16 protein-coding genes and 1 pseudogene are annotated in these 14,308 nt (G+C 63.0%); 15 read left to right on the forward strand and 2 right to left on the reverse strand.

The window, feature by feature from the left end:
• Positions 1 to 82: 82 nt before the first annotated feature.
• Positions 83 to 544 carry a YbaK/EbsC family protein gene (locus tag P7C00_RS01255; protein ID WP_346634022.1) on the forward strand — a complete coding sequence of 154 codons (462 nt, stop codon included), beginning with the start codon at positions 83 to 85 and terminating at the stop codon, positions 542 to 544.
• A 14-nt stretch (positions 545 to 558) separates the two neighbouring features.
• Positions 559 to 804 (forward strand): DUF2789 domain-containing protein, encoded by a 246-nt coding sequence (locus tag P7C00_RS01260; protein WP_123725423.1) that lies wholly within the window; start codon positions 559 to 561, stop codon positions 802 to 804.
• A 42-nt stretch (positions 805 to 846) separates the two neighbouring features.
• Here P7C00_RS01260 and P7C00_RS01265 read toward each other — a convergent pair.
• Positions 847 to 1,150 (reverse strand): annotated as a pseudogene (locus P7C00_RS01265) (antitoxin of toxin-antitoxin stability system).
• A gap of 174 nt (positions 1,151 to 1,324) precedes the next feature.
• Here P7C00_RS01265 and P7C00_RS01270 point away from each other — a divergent pair.
• The 7 genes from P7C00_RS01270 (at position 1,325) to P7C00_RS01300 (ending at position 8,816) form a co-directional block, all read left to right on the forward strand.
• A complete protein-coding gene (locus P7C00_RS01270; protein WP_346634024.1) occupies positions 1,325 to 1,753 on the forward strand; it encodes a MarR family transcriptional regulator in 429 nt (142 codons plus the stop codon).
• A complete protein-coding gene (locus P7C00_RS01275; RefSeq protein WP_346634025.1) occupies positions 1,750 to 3,837 on the forward strand; it encodes an FUSC family protein in 2,088 nt (695 codons plus the stop codon). The genes P7C00_RS01270 and P7C00_RS01275 overlap by 4 nt, the downstream gene beginning before the upstream one ends.
• A complete protein-coding gene (locus P7C00_RS01280; RefSeq protein ID WP_011058538.1) occupies positions 3,834 to 4,043 on the forward strand; it encodes a DUF1656 domain-containing protein in 210 nt (69 codons plus the stop codon). The genes P7C00_RS01275 and P7C00_RS01280 overlap by 4 nt, the downstream gene beginning before the upstream one ends.
• The gene (locus P7C00_RS01285) at positions 4,040 to 4,930 is read left to right on the forward strand and encodes an efflux RND transporter periplasmic adaptor subunit (protein ID WP_404938013.1); all 891 of its coding nucleotides are present in this window, start codon (positions 4,040 to 4,042) and stop codon (positions 4,928 to 4,930) included. The genes P7C00_RS01280 and P7C00_RS01285 overlap by 4 nt, the downstream gene beginning before the upstream one ends.
• Positions 4,927 to 6,375: an efflux transporter outer membrane subunit gene (locus P7C00_RS01290; protein ID WP_346634027.1), complete on the forward strand. Its 1,449-nt coding sequence runs from the start codon at positions 4,927 to 4,929 to the stop codon at positions 6,373 to 6,375. Before P7C00_RS01285 ends, P7C00_RS01290 begins: the two co-directional genes overlap by 4 nt.
• A gap of 93 nt (positions 6,376 to 6,468) precedes the next feature.
• Complete coding sequence (locus P7C00_RS01295; RefSeq protein ID WP_404938014.1) at positions 6,469 to 7,104, forward strand: NADH:ubiquinone oxidoreductase subunit N; 636 nt, start codon at positions 6,469 to 6,471, stop codon at positions 7,102 to 7,104.
• Positions 7,105 to 7,313: 209 nt separating this feature from the next.
• Complete coding sequence (locus tag P7C00_RS01300; RefSeq protein ID WP_404938015.1) at positions 7,314 to 8,816, forward strand: YdgA family protein; 1,503 nt, start codon at positions 7,314 to 7,316, stop codon at positions 8,814 to 8,816.
• A gap of 173 nt (positions 8,817 to 8,989) precedes the next feature.
• Here the strand turns inward: P7C00_RS01300 and P7C00_RS01305 are convergent, their stop codons facing one another.
• Positions 8,990 to 9,583, reverse strand: a complete 594-nt coding sequence (locus P7C00_RS01305; RefSeq protein WP_404938016.1) for a DUF4291 domain-containing protein — start codon at positions 9,581 to 9,583, stop codon at positions 8,990 to 8,992.
• A gap of 198 nt (positions 9,584 to 9,781) precedes the next feature.
• Between P7C00_RS01305 and P7C00_RS01310 the strand changes: the two genes are divergently transcribed.
• The 6 genes from P7C00_RS01310 (at position 9,782) to P7C00_RS01335 (ending at position 14,236) form a co-directional block, all read left to right on the forward strand.
• Positions 9,782 to 10,060, forward strand: a complete 279-nt coding sequence (locus P7C00_RS01310; protein ID WP_346634031.1) for a BrnT family toxin — start codon at positions 9,782 to 9,784, stop codon at positions 10,058 to 10,060.
• Positions 10,038 to 10,301, forward strand: a complete 264-nt coding sequence (locus tag P7C00_RS01315; RefSeq protein ID WP_404938017.1) for a BrnA antitoxin family protein — start codon at positions 10,038 to 10,040, stop codon at positions 10,299 to 10,301. The genes P7C00_RS01310 and P7C00_RS01315 overlap by 23 nt, the downstream gene beginning before the upstream one ends.
• A 220-nt stretch (positions 10,302 to 10,521) precedes the next feature.
• Positions 10,522 to 11,082 (forward strand): YbhB/YbcL family Raf kinase inhibitor-like protein, encoded by a 561-nt coding sequence (locus P7C00_RS01320; RefSeq protein WP_346634033.1) that lies wholly within the window; start codon positions 10,522 to 10,524, stop codon positions 11,080 to 11,082.
• 88 nt (positions 11,083 to 11,170) lie between these two features.
• On the forward strand, positions 11,171 to 12,940 hold the full coding sequence (locus P7C00_RS01325; protein WP_404938018.1) for a vWA domain-containing protein: 1,770 nt from the start codon (positions 11,171 to 11,173) through the stop codon (positions 12,938 to 12,940).
• A gap of 37 nt (positions 12,941 to 12,977) precedes the next feature.
• Positions 12,978 to 13,559 (forward strand): RNA polymerase sigma factor, encoded by a 582-nt coding sequence (locus P7C00_RS01330; RefSeq protein ID WP_346634035.1) that lies wholly within the window; start codon positions 12,978 to 12,980, stop codon positions 13,557 to 13,559.
• Positions 13,556 to 14,236 (forward strand): hypothetical protein, encoded by a 681-nt coding sequence (locus P7C00_RS01335; protein ID WP_404938019.1) that lies wholly within the window; start codon positions 13,556 to 13,558, stop codon positions 14,234 to 14,236. The genes P7C00_RS01330 and P7C00_RS01335 overlap by 4 nt, the downstream gene beginning before the upstream one ends.
• Positions 14,237 to 14,308: the final 72 nt, after the last annotated feature.

Genomic DNA, 14,308 nt, shown 5'->3' on the forward strand with positions numbered 1-14,308 from the left:
GGCAACCCTGGCCCGACCTAGACTCATTTGAGGGAACGTCAACCTGTCGCCTCGAATCGGTTTCGGGGCACCGAGGTGCATCATGCGTATGGCAAGAACCGTGCAACGCAGCCTGGAGCTGGCGCATTGCGAATTTGATCTGGTGACTCACCCTCACTCGGCCAGCAGCCTGGAGACCGCACGCGTGGCGGGGGTTCCCGCGGAGCGGGTGGCCAAGTCGGTGATTCTCGACGATCACCACGGCCACTACCTGATGGCGGTATTGCCCGCCAGCCGTCATCTGGATTTGAGCAAGGTCCGCGGCAGCGGTGAGTGGCAGATCACCCGGGAAAGCACCCTGGCCCATCTGTTCAACGACTGCGAGCGCGGCGCGGTGCCGGCCCTTGGCGAATCCTATGGCCTGGATGTTGTCATCGACCCTTGGCTGACCCGGCAGAAAGACATCTATCTGGAGGCCGGTAATCACCACAACCTGGTGCACATGAGCATGGCTCAGTACCTGAAAATGGTGCCCCACGCTCAGGTTTGCGAAGTTTCTCACTGATCAGGAGCCAGACCATGGAATCACCGACCCACAATCTGCCGGCGCTGTTCAAGCAGCTGGGGCTGGCCGATGACCCGGTGAGCATCGATCGATTCATCGCTACCCATTCCCCGCTGAAACCGGAGTTGCACCTGGCGGACGCGTTCTTCTGGAGCAAGAGCCAGGCCGACTTTCTGCGCGATGAACTGCTCGACGATGCCGATTGGGCGGAGGTGGTGGATCAGTTGGATGTGTTGTTGCGCAGGGGGCGAGGGGGCTAGCTCGGCGGTGGCCATTGGCGAGAAGAGACCCAAAGACGATGTTCATTCGAGCCTCGATGCCCGGGCGCGCCTGGCAGCGAACTCGGCTTCTATTGCTTCATGGCTGGGCCCGTGCTGAGCCTCCATAGAGGCTCGGGCGAGCTGAGCTTTCTGCTGCAAAAAAGCCTCGTACTCCCTGGATTCGTGCTGCTTCTGGTCGAAATCACGCATCATTTCGCAGAATGATCTGCGAGGCCGAACGTTGACAGGCTTGTGCTTGCTCCATGAACTGATCCCGCAGTTCAGTTTCGAGTTTCATGGTTAAAGACGGCGTGCTTGGGCATGAGCGATCTCCGCAAAAAGTCATGAAAAAACAGATACCTTTTCAGTATCCGTTTTGGTTAGGGGCGGATCAGCAAAACGCTTGGCCTGGGTAATTGTTACAAAACTTGACTGGATTTAGCCGTGGATGCCATATTGATAGTTAGCAAACTAACAGTGTGCGAACAGTCTTGTGTCCAACTCCCTTGAATCACTTCACATGAACATCAGCAGTGGCATGGTGGTCGCGTCCCGGCATTGGCGGCGGATCTGCCAGACCACCCTGGTCAACTTTGGAATCTCCGAAGCCTGCGCGGTGCCCCTGCTGATGATCGGGCGCCTGGGCGAGGGCGTGCGCCAGGTCACGGTGGCCCAGGCCGCGGGGATGGAAAGCCCATCCCTGGTGCGTTTGCTGGATCAACTGTGCAGCGCCGGCTACGTGTGCCGCAGTGAAGACCCCCACGACCGCCGAGCCAAATGCCTGAGCCTGACCGACACCGGCCGCGAGCTGGTGCAAGCCGTGGAGAGCGAGTTGGTGCGCCTGCGCCATGAAGTCCTCGAAGGCATCAGCGCCAGCGACCTGGAAGCGGCACTGCGGGTGATTCGCGCCTTCGAGTCCGCCAGCCATGTTCCGGTGCTGTCATCTTGAAAGGCTTTTTCACTGGCATGCCCCCCGCGCGCGACTGGTTCTACGGCGTGCGCACCTTCGCTGCTTCGATGATCGCTCTGTACATCGCCATGCTGATGCAGATGCCGCGTCCCTATTGGGCCATGGCCACGGTGTACATCGTCTCCAGCCCCTTTGTCGGCCCCACCAGTTCCAAGGCCTTGTACCGGGCGATCGGTACCTTTCTCGGCGCGGCGGCTGCGGTGCTGCTGGTGCCGATGTTCGTGCAGAGCCCCTATCTGCTGGTGGTGATCATCGCCCTGTGGACCGGGATCCTGTTGTTCCTGTCCATGCACCTGCGCACCGCCAACAACTACGCCCTGATGCTGGCCGGCTACACCCTGCCGCTGATTGCCCTGCCGGTGGTGGACAACCCCTTGGCGGTGTGGGATGTGGCCGAGGCACGAACCGAGGAAATCTTCCTCGGCATCATTTGCGCTGCGGTCATTGGCAGCATGTTCTGGCCCCGGCGGCTGGCCCCGGTGTTCGTCGATTCCGCCGGCAAGTGGTTCGCCGATGCCGCGGTCTACAGCCAGCGCTTCCTGGCGCGCAATGTGCAGCCTGAAGAAGTCAGCGCCCTGCGCACATCGATGGTGGGCACCTTCAACACCCTGGAGTTGATGATCGGCCAGTTGCCCCACGAAGGCGCCCGGCCGCAGACGGTGCGCAACACCAAGGAACTGCGCGGGCGGATGATCAACCTGCTGCCGGTGGTGGATGCTCTGGACGATGCTCTGTACGCCCTGGAACGGCGTACCCCGGAACTGGTGGCGCAGTTCGCCCCCTTGCTGGCCAAGGCCGAGGAATGGCTGCAAGGCACCGCCCGGGATGCCTCAGTGGAACGCTGGCAAGCTCTGCGCGATGAGCTTGAAACCCTGCAACCAAGCCCTGAAGCCCTGGATGACCGGCGCCAGCTGCTGCTGTCCAACGCCCTGTATCGACTCGGCGAGTGGATCGATCTGTGGCAAGACTGCCGCAGCCTGCAGCACGCCATCCAGAGCGAAAGTCAGGCTCCCTGGCGCGCGGTCTACCGGCATTGGCGCCTGGGCCGGCTGACGCCGTTTCTTGACCGCGGGCTGATGCTGTATTCGGCGGGCTCGACGGTGCTCGCGATCATCGTCGCCTCGGTGCTGTGGATCCTCCTGGGCTGGACCGACGGCGGCAGCGCGGTGATCCTGGCGGCGGTGGCCTGCAGCTTCTTCGCCTCCATGGACGACCCCGCGCCGCAGATCTACCGGTTCTTTTTCTGGACCGCGATGTCGGTGCTGTTCGCCAGCCTCTACCTGTTCCTGATCCTGCCCAACCTGCACGACTTCCCGATGCTGGTGCTGGCCTTTGCCGTGCCCTTCATCTGTGTGGGCACCCTGACGGTACAGCCGCGGTTCTACCTGGGCATGCTCCTGACCATCGTCAACACCTCGTCCTTCATCAGCATCCAGGGCGCCTACGACGCGGACTTTCTGAGCTTCGCCAACTCCAACCTGGCCGGGCCCATGGGCCTGCTCTTTGCCTTTGTCTGGACCCTGATTGCCCGGCCGTTCGGCTCGGAACTGGCGGCCAAGCGCCTGACCCGCTTCAGTTGGCGCGACATTGTCAGCCTCTCCGAGCCGGCAACCCTGGCCGAGCACCGGCACATGGGGGCGCAGATGCTCGACCGGCTGATGCAGCACCTGCCGCGCCTGGCCATGACCGGCCAGGACACCGGTGCCGCCCTGCGGGAGTTGCGTGTTGCGCTCAATGTCCTGGACCTGCAGGCCTATGCGCCGCGGGTGCAGGGGCTGGCTCAGTCCCTGCTGCGCCAGGTGGTGGCCGAGGTCGGCGAATACTTTAAGGCCTGCCTCAAGGCCGGCGAACGCCTGCCCGCCCCCAGTGCGTTGCTGATGACCCTGGACCGCACCCGGCGTGCGCTCAACAGCCAGGGCCTGCAAGGCGACGACGAAACCCGCCTGCACCTGCTGCACGCCCTCAGTGGCCTGCGCCTGGCGCTGCTGCCGGGGGTGGAATTCGTCGCCACCGGCGAGCTTGAAGAACCCCTTCCCCATGGCATCGATGGAGCGCCCCTATGATCGGTGATCTGGATATCAGCGGGGTGTTCCTGCCCACGCTGCTGGTGCTGATGGGCATCACTTATGGCTTGTACCTGTTGGTGCACGGGGTGCTGACGCGCTTGCACTTTTATCGTCTGGTCTGGCACCGGGCGCTGTTCAACGTGGGTCTCTACGCTCTGCTACTGGGCGCCGTGGACTCTCTCAGTCGATACCTGATGACATGAAAAAACCTTTATTGACCATTGGCCGTGTGGTCCTGACGTTACTGGTGGTGACCTTCGCGGTCGTGGTGGTCTGGCGCATGGTGATGTACTACATGTTCGCGCCCTGGACCCGGGATGGGCATATCCGTGCCGACATCGTGCAGATCGCACCAGACGTGTCCGGACTGATCCAGTTGGTGGAAGTGCGCGACAACCAGTTGGTCAAGCGCGGCCAGGTGTTGTTCAGCATCGATCAGGACCGTTTCAAGCTGGCCCTGCGCCAGGCCAAGGCCACCCTGGCCGACCGTCAGGAAACCCTGGCCCAGGCCCAGCGCGAAGCCAAGCGCAACCGTGGCCTGGGCAATCTGGTGCCGCGCGAGCAACTGGAAGAGAGCCAGTCCCGCGAAGCCCGTGCCCAGTCGGCCCTGGCCGAGGCCCAGGTGGCGGTGGACAGCGCCCAGCTCAACCTCGACCGTTCGGTGGTACGCAGCCCGGTGGACGGCTACGTCAACGACCGCGCACCGCGGACCCAGGAGTTTGTTACCGCCGGTCGCCCGGTGCTCTCGGTGGTGGACAGCAACTCCTTCCATATCGATGGCTATTTCGAAGAGACCAAGCTCGACGGCATCCATGTCGGTCAGGCCGTGGACATCCGCGTGATCGGTGACCGCGCGCGGCTGCGCGGGCATGTGGAAAGCATCGTCGCCGGGATCGAGGACCGTGATCGCAGCAGCGGCTCCAATCTGCTGCCCAACGTCAACCCGGCCTTTAGCTGGGTGCGGCTGGCCCAGCGGATTCCGGTGCGCATCGCTTTCGATGAGGTGCCGGCGGACTTCCGCATGATCGCCGGGCGTACCGCCACGGTGTCGATCCTCGACGACCAGGCCAAGCGGGAGCCCGGGCAATGAACAGCGGCGCACGTTTGGCCCTGGCCGGGCTCGGCCTGCTGCTCTCGGCCTGTCAGATGGTCGGGCCGGATTACCGCCTGCCCAAGGACGCGGCGCTGCAACGCCAGGATCTGCAGGGCGAATTGACCGCCAAAGGTGCCAATGTGGTGTCGGCGCCGGTGCCCGTGGACTGGTGGCGCCTGTATCAGGACCCGCGCCTGGACCAGTTGGTGCAGCAGGCACTGGCCTCCAACACCGATTTGCGGGTGGCGGCGGCCAACCTGGCCCGGGCCCGTGCCCAAGTGGATGAGGCCCAGGCCGCCGGTGGCTGGAGCGGCGGGGTCAAGGCCGGGGTCGAGCGTCTGCAGGAGTCCGGCGAAGCCTTCCTGCTGCCGGAAAAAGTACCGGTGGCCAACGTCGGCAACCTGTCCATCAGCACCTCTTATCAATTCGACCTGTTCGGCACCTTGCAACGGGGCATCGAGGCAGCCAAGGCCAATGCCGATGCCACCCAGGCGGCGGCAGATACGGCGCGTATCACCTTGGTGGCAGACGTGGTGCGCGCCTATACCCAGGTCTGCGCGGCCAACGAAGAGCGGGAAATCGCCGAACACTCCCTGAGCCTGCAAGCCCAGAGCACCGAGCTCACCCAGCGCTTGCGCGATGCCGGGCGCGGTGACGAAACCCAGGTCACCCGATCCCAGACCCAGTTCAAGTCCCTGCGCGCCGAACTGCCGCGTTATGAAGCCGCGCGCCAGTCGGGGCTGTTCCGCCTGTCGATGCTGCTGGCCAAACCGGTGGAGCAACTGCCCGCCGGCACCGCCCGTTGCGCCGAGCTGCCCCATATCGCCCAGTTGCTGCCGGTGGGCGACGGCGCGGCACTGCTCAAGCGTCGTCCCGATGTACGCCAGGCCGAGCGCCGGCTGGCCGCCGCCACCGCAGAAATCGGCGTCGCCACCGGAGCTCTTTATCCCGATATCAGCATCGGTGCCACGGTTGGCACCGTGGGCATTCTCGACAACCTCGGCAAGCCTTCCACCAACCGCTGGGGCTTCGGCCCGCTGATCAGCTGGACCGTACCGGCCAACGGCGCCCGTGAACGCATTCATGAGGCCGAAGCGGCGAGCCAGGGCGCCCTGGCCCATTTCGACGGGGTGGTGCTCAACGCCATTCGTGAAACCCAGACCGGCCTGGCCCAGTACAGTGCCCAGCTGCAACGCCGCGATGCCCTGGCGGATGCCGAGCAGTCGGCGCAACTGGCGGCGGACCAGACTCACCGTTTTTTCCAGGCCGGACGCGCTTCTTTCCTCGCCGATCTGCAAGCCACCCGTACCTACACCGATATGCGCGCGCAGTTGGCGGCGGCCAATACTCAGGTGGCGATGAGCCAGATCGATCTGTTCCTGGCCTTGGGCGGCGGTTGGGAAAGCGGACGAACGCAAGGCTCGCAACCCGCGAAACCCTGAGGCCGTTGCTATGCTTTGATCAGTTGGAAACGTCCTGCGTGCAATGGGCTTTCCAGCCGATCAAAGCATGTGATGGTCATGGGGATTCCAATAATGAAAAACCCTTATGCTCCGGGCTTCTGGTGTGCGCTCTGTGCACTGGTGCTGCTGTCTGCCACCTACTTCTACGGCATCATGCTGGCCCATCAGATCGACAAGGCCATGGTGTTCCTCGACAGCGCCAGCGCGCTGATCGCGGTGATGGCCATCGGCGTGGTGGCCTGGGCCTCGTTGCAGAGTCAGAAAATCAAGAAAAAACAGCTCGAACAGAGCAAGACCCTGGTGATGATCTGGGACACCAAGGTGGCTCTGCGCCGGGTTGAGACCGTGTTCGACCGTTACTTCTGGGGGAGCTACTGGCAGCCGGGGCGGACCTTCGCCGAAGTCATGGGCGAACTCACCGGCACCCCTCTGGAAAAGAGCCTGGAAGCCCTGAAAAAGCAGTGCATCCTGCTGGACAAACAGGCCGATGACGGGCGCCATTGGCTGAACAATGCCCGGGAACTGTCGGATGTCGCCACCGCCATGGCGCGGGAGCGTTACCAGCTGGATTTCTGTGATCCCCGTGGCGAGTCCCGTGGCAACAGCCCGGTGATTGACCGGGATTTCGAAGTGCTGGTCTACACCTGGAGCGCCCGTCTCAAGAGCTTCGACCATCAGCTCGATGCCCTGGAAGTCGAATACTCCTGAAACCTGCCTCCCGGCCCTGTAGCCGCTGCCGGTCAGCGGCTGCAGGCCCCGCATCCCCGCGCTCCACGGTTTTTCACATTCAAAGATTGGGCTCGCGCTAGCCGCCAGTGGTAATCTGCGCCGGTTTTACGCGGAGTCGAGCCGCAACCCGTCATGGGTTCAGGGAAGACGACCACACCTTCAAACAACGGATATTGATCGGGTCAGACATGAATAAATCAGCAGGCGTACTGTTAGGAATCGTCGTCGCGGTAGGTGCCATCAGTGTCGGCGGCGCCTGGTACACCGGCACCAAGCTGGAAGGCGTTGTGCAGCAGCAGATCGTCGAGAGCAACAAAGAGTTGCAGGCGGCGCTGATCGGTTATGACGCCACCGCGACCATCGAACTGGTGTCCCTGGAGCGTGGCCTGTTCAGCAGCACCGCTCACTATCGCCTCAAGGGCCAGGGTGATGTGTTCCAAGGCGATCTGGAATTGCTGGTCACCGATCACATCGAGCACGGCCCGCTGCCTTTCTCCCGCCTGGTGCGCCTGAAGTGGCTGCCGGTCATGGCTACCAGCCATTACGAACTGGAGAAGAGCCCGCAGACCGACAAATGGTTTGCCGCCACCAAGGGCGTGGCTCCGTTCAAGGGCGTGGTCAATGTCGGCTACGACCTGTCCGCCGAGGGCACCCTGGATTTCGCTCCGATGGAACTGGCCCTGGATGAGCAGAGCAGCCTGAAGTTCTCCGGCCTGAACTCCACCTTCAGCGTCAGCGACAACCGCCAGAAAGCCAAGGTCGACGGCTACATGGACAGCCTGAGCCTCTCGCTCAGCTCGCCGGACAAAGCCCCGGGCAAGCTGGAAATCAACGGCTTGACCCTGGCCAGCAACCTGAAAAAGAGCAGCTTCGGCTACTACATGGGCCAGAACACCCTGGAGCTCACCAGCACCAAGGCCACCTTCGGTGACAAGCAATCGGTGCTGACCCTGAAGAACTTCGAACAGAAGACCTTCAGCGAAGAGACCGGCAGCACAGTGGCGGGCCGTGCGGACTACCGCGTGGGCGAGATCGCCTTCGACGGCAAGACCGTGGGTTCGGCCGAGATGCTCTGGAGCATGAAGAACCTCGACAGCCAGGGCATGCTCGATCTGGTCCAGGTCTACCAGACCGTGCTGCAGCCGTATCAGAAGGCTGCCACCGAGGCCACTGCCGAGGGCGAACCGGCTCCGGAACTGCAAATGTCCGACGCCGAGCAGGTCAAGGTACGTGCCGCGGTGAACAAGGTCCTGGAAGCCAAACCACAGATCGCCCTTGAAAGCCTGGCCTTCAAGACCGCCGGTGGTGAAAGCCGTTTCAGCCTGAGCCTGGATCTGGCCAAGCCGCAGAGCCTGGAGCTGCCGCCGGCTGAGCTGGGCAAGCAACTGATCAGTCAGCTGGACGCCAAACTGTCGCTGTCCAAGCCGATGGTGGCGGACGTGGCTGCCTTGCAGGCCCAGGCCGAAGGCCAGACCGATGCCAAGCAGATCGCCGAGCAAAGCGCCGCTACCGCGGAAATGCTCAGCGCCATGGCCCTGGCCACTCAGTTGGCCAAGCTGGAAGGCAATGCGGTGGTGTCGTCGCTGCACTACGCCAATAACGAAGTGAATTTCAACGGCCAGAAGATGACCGTCGAGCAGTTCGTTGGTTTTGTCATGAGCAAAATGGGTGGCGCTGGCGCCCTGCAGTAAGCCCTAGGTGAGGGCGTCTTTGGCGTCCTCCGACCGTAAAGCTCAACGCCCGGCGCTGTTCGACAGCCCGGGCGTTTTGCTGTCTGGAGAGTGGTTGTCATGCGGTGTTTGCGCCTCAGTCCTGAGGATGTACGGCAGGCGTCGCTGATGGTTGAGCTGCCGCCAAGGGCGATTCATTGATACTCGCGGGGAGTGGGATATTCCTGTTCTTGCGGAATCAGGCGGTGGGCGCCGTCCAAATCACCTTGCTGGATGAGCCGATGAATCGAGTGCGCCAGGGGCGTGACATCGGTGATGCGCTTGATCCACTGGTTCACATACAACTGCACGGCCTCCTTGCTCAGGCCGATCTGGATCGCTCGGTGTTCCTGTGGCCGCAAGTACAGATCCCGTTCCGGGTCCCATTGAATGCGCACCGGTGACTGGTCTTTCAACTTCAACCACTCTTCCTTGCTCATGGACTCGTCGGCATGGCTCAGGCAGCCGTTCGCCAGTGCCCATTCGAAGCCTTCGCGGCTGATGTCGATGGCCAGGATGCGCGCTTGTCCGGCGTCCTTAAAACCCCAGCCAGCGCGGTACATCATCCACAGGAAGGACGGCTTAATCCAGGTCATGCGCTCCATCTTGAACGGTGGGGAAACGAAGGTGCCGTGGGCCAGGGCGGCGTCGGCGATGCTCTCGGAGTAGGCCTGGTAGACGCGGATGGTGGTGTCGTCGTAGAACGCGCGGATCTGGCGCTGGGGGAGTTCTGTTGGGGGTTTATGCATGGCATTTCCTTATGAAAAGCGGGCGGCCGGGAAGCCGCCCTGGGGTGGATAGAGTACGGCCTGTCAGTGAGCGTGTCGCCGGCCGCGATGGGCATGGGCATGGGCACTCAGCTGACTGTATTTCCAGGTGTTTACCCAGGGCGCTTTTGGCTACCGGTCGGCTAGCCTGTATGTACATTTGTAAATACGGCAGTGCTCATGTACTTTGAATGGGACGAGGCCAAGAATCACGCCAACCTCCTCAAGCACGGCATCGATTTCAACGATGCCGTGCTGATGTTCCAGCGCCCGGTGCTGTCCTTGCGCGATGAGCGCCTGGATTATGGCGAGGAACGCTGGATCAGCCTTGGTTGGATCAGGACCCTGGTGGGCGTGGTGGTCCATACCGAACGGCGGGGTCATGCGGTGCGCATCATCTCGGCGCGTAAAGCCACTAAACGGGAGGCTAAATACTATGTCCAACGGATCGAAAACTGACGGATCGAAAACTGACTGGGATCGCCTGGCGAAAACCGATGACCAGAGCATCGATACTTCAGATATCCCCGAGCTGGATGACGATTTCTTTCGCCGAGCTGAGGTGCATCTGCCGGGCAAGAAGGCCGTGACCATCCGCCTGGACGCCGATGTGCTGGAATGGTTCAAGGGCCAGGGCGCGGGTTACCAGACGCGGATCAACCAATTGCTGCGCCAGTACATGCAGGCCCACCAGGGCTGAGGTCTGCGCATCATTTCAGGAGGCGGGCGGGTGGCCCGCCGCCCTTTCTGGCCGGCGGTGGATTGTGCTCGCTATTGCGCTTTCTGTCTGAAATATTCATTTACAATTACCCCATCCTCAAGCTCAATCTCTCCCGCGCCGCGCACAAAGCGGCGCGCTCTTTGGTGCAGGCTATAGTCTTGTGGCCCCCTCGATCTCATCCGCAAAAAGGTGCTTTCGTATGTCTCGCTTTGCCTCCCGCAATACTTGGCTGGCCGCTGGTGCCGTGCTGCTGTGCCTGCAGTTTCCCGTGCAGGCCCAGGAGCGTTTCACCCTGAATATTCCTGGGGTCTCGGATGACCGGCTGTTCACCACCGGCAACGCCAGTGATGCCAAAGGCTGTGGCGGGCACAACAACTCTCCGGCCTTGAACTGGACCGCGGGCCCCAGCGGGACCTTGAGCTATGCCATCGTCATGCACGATCCGGACGGCGCCAAGGGCCAGGGTGTGGATCACTGGGTGCACTACGGCATCAAGCCCACCACTCGGCAGATTCCGGCCGGCGCCGGCACCAAGCCGAATCTGGAAGGGCTGGCCGGGCTCAACAGCCGTAACGGAACCGCCTACATGGGCCCATGCCCGCCAGTGGGCGACAGCGCGCACCATTACATCATCCAGATCTATGCCCTGGACCTGGCGCCGGAAGCCCTGCCTGCCGGGCTGACCCGGGCCCAGTTGCTGGAGAAGATCAACGGCCACGTGTTGCGTAACAGCAGTGTGGTACGCCGCTACTCCCGCTGAGTGAAATTTTTTTGGGGGCTTAACCCGAATCGCCAAGGGGCTTCGTCTGAAGGGGGGAATGGATCATTTCTTTCCGAGGTCAGCCCCCATGTCCCTTCCTCTGCATTTTCTTCGTCCGGCCGCCCAGGGTTTCGCCGCCGGCCTGTTGCTGGCGGTTGCCGGCTGCGGTGTATCGTCCAAGCCTGAATCCGCCGCAGGGGCTTCGACCCAGGGGGCGCTGCAGGCTGAGCCCGAAGTGCAGTACGAGGCGCAGCACGCCGATGCCGCCATGGCCAAGCGCGTTGCGCATCCCATGAGGTTGTCGGCACCGATGCCGGCGCCCATCGCCGCCGGTGATTCGATCATGGCCGGCTACCGTGACGAAGCCCGTGAGCAGTATCAGAAACTGCCGGACAATCCGATCCACAGCGTTGCCCAAGCACCGGTCTCGACCTTCAGCGCCGACGTCGATACCGGCGCCTATGCCAACGTCCGCCGTTTGCTCAACCAGGGCAGCTTGCCGCCGGAAGGCGCGGTGCGCCTGGAGGAGTTGGTCAATTACTTCCCCTACGATTACGCCCTGCCCAGCGACGGCTCGCCCTTCGGCGTGACCACCGAGCTGGCGCCCTCGCCGTGGAACCCCCACACCCGCTTGCTGCGCATCGGCATCAAGGCTTCGGACCGCGCGGTGGCAGAGTTGGCCCCGGCCAATCTGGTGTTCCTGGTGGATGTCTCCGGCTCCATGGATCGCCGCGAAGGCCTGCCCCTGGTGAAAAGCACCCTCAAGCTGCTGGTGGATCAACTGCGGGATCAGGATCGGGTGTCGCTGGTGGTCTACGCCGGTGAATCGCGGGTGGTGCTGGAGCCCACTTCCGGACGTGACAAAGCGAAGATTCGCACCGCCATCGACCAGCTCACCGCGGGTGGTTCCACGGCGGGCGCCTCGGGTATCCAGCTGGCCTATCAGATGGCCCAGCAGGGTTTTATCCACAAGGGCATCAACCGCATCCTGCTGGCCACCGACGGCGACTTCAACGTCGGCGTCAGCGACTTCGACAGCCTCAAGGCCATGGCCGCCGAGAAGCGCAAGAGCGGCGTATCCCTGACCACCCTGGGTTTCGGTGTGGATAACTACAACGAGCACCTGATGGAGCAACTGGCCGATGCCGGGGACGGCAACTACGCCTACATCGACAACCTGCGCGAAGCGCGCAAGGTGCTGGTGGACCAGCTCAGCTCGACCCTGGCAGTGGTGGCCAAGGACGTGAAACTGCAAGTGGAGTTCAACCCGGCCCAGGTCAGCGAGTACCGCCTGCTGGGGTATGAGAACCGTGCCCTCAAGCGTGAAGACTTCAGCAACGACAAGGTCGACGCCGGGGAAATCGGCGCCGGGCATACGGTTACCGCGCTGTATGAAATCGTCCCAGCGGGCGAGAAGGGCTGGTTGGAGCCGCTGCGTTATACCCAGGCCAAGGCGCCGGAACAGAGTGGCAGGAATGGCGAACTGGCGATGCTGCGGGTGCGCTACAAGGCGCCGGAAGGTGGCAGCAGCCGCTTGATCGAACGGCCGATCAGCGCGCAGCAGCCGGCTAAACTGGCTGAGGCCAGCCCGGACCTGCGCTTCGCCGCTGCGGTGGCGGCGTTTTCCCAGCAACTCAAGGACGGCCGCTACACCGGCAACTTCAGCCTGACCGACACCGCCAAGCTGGCCCGTGGCGCCAAGGGCGACGATCCTTACGGGCTGCGGGGCGAGTTCGTGCAACTGGTGGAACTGGCGCAAAGTCTGCAAACTCAGGCGCCGAAAACCCAGACTGGGAATGCCGCCCAGGTCGAGGCTCAGCCGGTGGACATGAGCCAAGTGCAGAGCCGCCTTGAATAGACCCATAACGAGCAGTGAACAGGAGTTCATCCGCCCTATGTCTGCTCCCCAAGTGTCCACCGATGCCAGCAGCGATGAAGCGCTGCTGGCACGTTATCGCGCCGGAGAGCCTGCGGCCTTCGAGGTGCTGTACCAGCGCCATCGCCAGGGCCTGTATCGCTTCGTACTGGGCCTGTGCAATAAGGCCGAGCTGGCGGAGGAGATCTACCAGGAAACCTGGCTCAGCCTGATCCGCAGTGCCAGCCAGCCCCAGGGCCGGGCCAGCTTTCGTACCTGGCTGTATCAGATCGCGCGCAACCGGCTGATCGATCACTGGCGCAAGCACGGCCAGCGCAACCCGCTGCACGACAGCTACGACGAACAACTGCATGGCGAAACCGACCACGCTCCCGGTCCCGAACAGCAACTGAGCCTGTGCCGCGACCAGCAACGTATCGAAGCCGCCCTGCAGGATTTGCCCGAAGACCAGCGCGAGGTGTTCCTGCTGCGGGCCCACGGCGACCTGGAACTGCCAGAGATCGCCAGCCTGACCCAAACGCCGCTGGAAACGGTGAAAAGCCGTTTCCGCTACGCGCTGAAAAAATTGCGTCGGCTCCTGGCCGAGGAGGTACTCACATGACTGACGCCCGACAGACCCCATCAGCCGAAGAGCAGATGCTGGCGCATATTCGCGAACACAGTGCCCAAGAACCGCCGGCGCATCTGGATGCGATGATCCTGGCCACCGCGTGCCGCGAAGCCCCCGCGCCCAAACCCAGTCTCTGGCAGCGCTGGATGCGGGCCTGCCAACGGCCGCGCTATCAACTGGCCTTTGCCAGCCTGTTTGGCGTGGCGCTGGTCATCGGTTTGCTGCGGCCTTCTGCGCAGCACTATCCACAAGAGCAGGCCTTTGTCCCCGAGCCCGCTCCAGCTCCTGCTGCGCCCATGGCGCGCCTGGCTGCGCATTCCACCGAGCTGGCCGGGGCCTTGAGTGCCCCGGCGCCTGCCGCCCCTGCGCCCATGGATCCTGCGGCCCCTGTCGGCAGTTTTGCCGCGGCGCCACAGATGGAAGCGTTCAGCGACCAAGCGCCTCCTGCGATGGCCAAGCCCAGGGCCGAGTCGAGCAAGATGGCCAAGCGCATGTCGGCCGCGGTCGAGCCCCGGACGATCCAGCGATTGGATGAGCAGCTGCAGACGGTATTGCGTCTGTGGGATGACGGCCAGAGCCGTGAGGCGGCCGAGCTGCTGCTCCAGCTGCATGAAAAGTATCCACAGGAGGATCTGGACGCACGCCTGCAAGCCTTGCGTCGTCAATAAAGTGCGGGGGTTGGCTGTCGTCATGGAAAGCGCGCACTATCTGCCCAGTTTCCAGAAAGTGAGAGGCCGGTC

The sequence above is a fragment of the Pseudomonas sp. JDS08PS003 genome, from assembly GCF_045013505.1.
GTDB lineage: Bacteria > Pseudomonadota > Gammaproteobacteria > Pseudomonadales > Pseudomonadaceae > Aquipseudomonas > Aquipseudomonas protegens_B.

Bases quoted from the DNA above. Each gene is read 5' to 3' on its own strand.
- P7C00_RS01255 (WP_346634022.1), top strand. From the start codon at position 83: ATGCGTATGGCAAGAACCGTGCAACGCAGCCTGGAGCTGGCGCATTGC.
- P7C00_RS01260 (WP_123725423.1), top strand. From the start codon at position 559: ATGGAATCACCGACCCACAATCTGCCGGCGCTGTTCAAGCAGCTGGGG.
- P7C00_RS01270 (WP_346634024.1), top strand. From the start codon at position 1,325: ATGAACATCAGCAGTGGCATGGTGGTCGCGTCCCGGCATTGGCGGCGG.
- P7C00_RS01280 (WP_011058538.1), top strand. From the start codon at position 3,834: ATGATCGGTGATCTGGATATCAGCGGGGTGTTCCTGCCCACGCTGCTG.
- P7C00_RS01285 (WP_404938013.1), top strand. From the start codon at position 4,040: ATGAAAAAACCTTTATTGACCATTGGCCGTGTGGTCCTGACGTTACTG.
- P7C00_RS01290 (WP_346634027.1), top strand. From the start codon at position 4,927: ATGAACAGCGGCGCACGTTTGGCCCTGGCCGGGCTCGGCCTGCTGCTC.
- P7C00_RS01295 (WP_404938014.1), top strand. From the start codon at position 6,469: ATGAAAAACCCTTATGCTCCGGGCTTCTGGTGTGCGCTCTGTGCACTG.
- P7C00_RS01300 (WP_404938015.1), top strand. From the start codon at position 7,314: ATGAATAAATCAGCAGGCGTACTGTTAGGAATCGTCGTCGCGGTAGGT.
- P7C00_RS01305 (WP_404938016.1), bottom strand. From the start codon at position 9,583: ATGCATAAACCCCCAACAGAACTCCCCCAGCGCCAGATCCGCGCGTTC.
- P7C00_RS01310 (WP_346634031.1), top strand. From the start codon at position 9,782: ATGTACTTTGAATGGGACGAGGCCAAGAATCACGCCAACCTCCTCAAG.
- P7C00_RS01315 (WP_404938017.1), top strand. From the start codon at position 10,038: ATGTCCAACGGATCGAAAACTGACGGATCGAAAACTGACTGGGATCGC.
- P7C00_RS01320 (WP_346634033.1), top strand. From the start codon at position 10,522: ATGTCTCGCTTTGCCTCCCGCAATACTTGGCTGGCCGCTGGTGCCGTG.
- P7C00_RS01325 (WP_404938018.1), top strand. From the start codon at position 11,171: ATGTCCCTTCCTCTGCATTTTCTTCGTCCGGCCGCCCAGGGTTTCGCC.
- P7C00_RS01330 (WP_346634035.1), top strand. From the start codon at position 12,978: ATGTCTGCTCCCCAAGTGTCCACCGATGCCAGCAGCGATGAAGCGCTG.
- P7C00_RS01335 (WP_404938019.1), top strand. From the start codon at position 13,556: ATGACTGACGCCCGACAGACCCCATCAGCCGAAGAGCAGATGCTGGCG.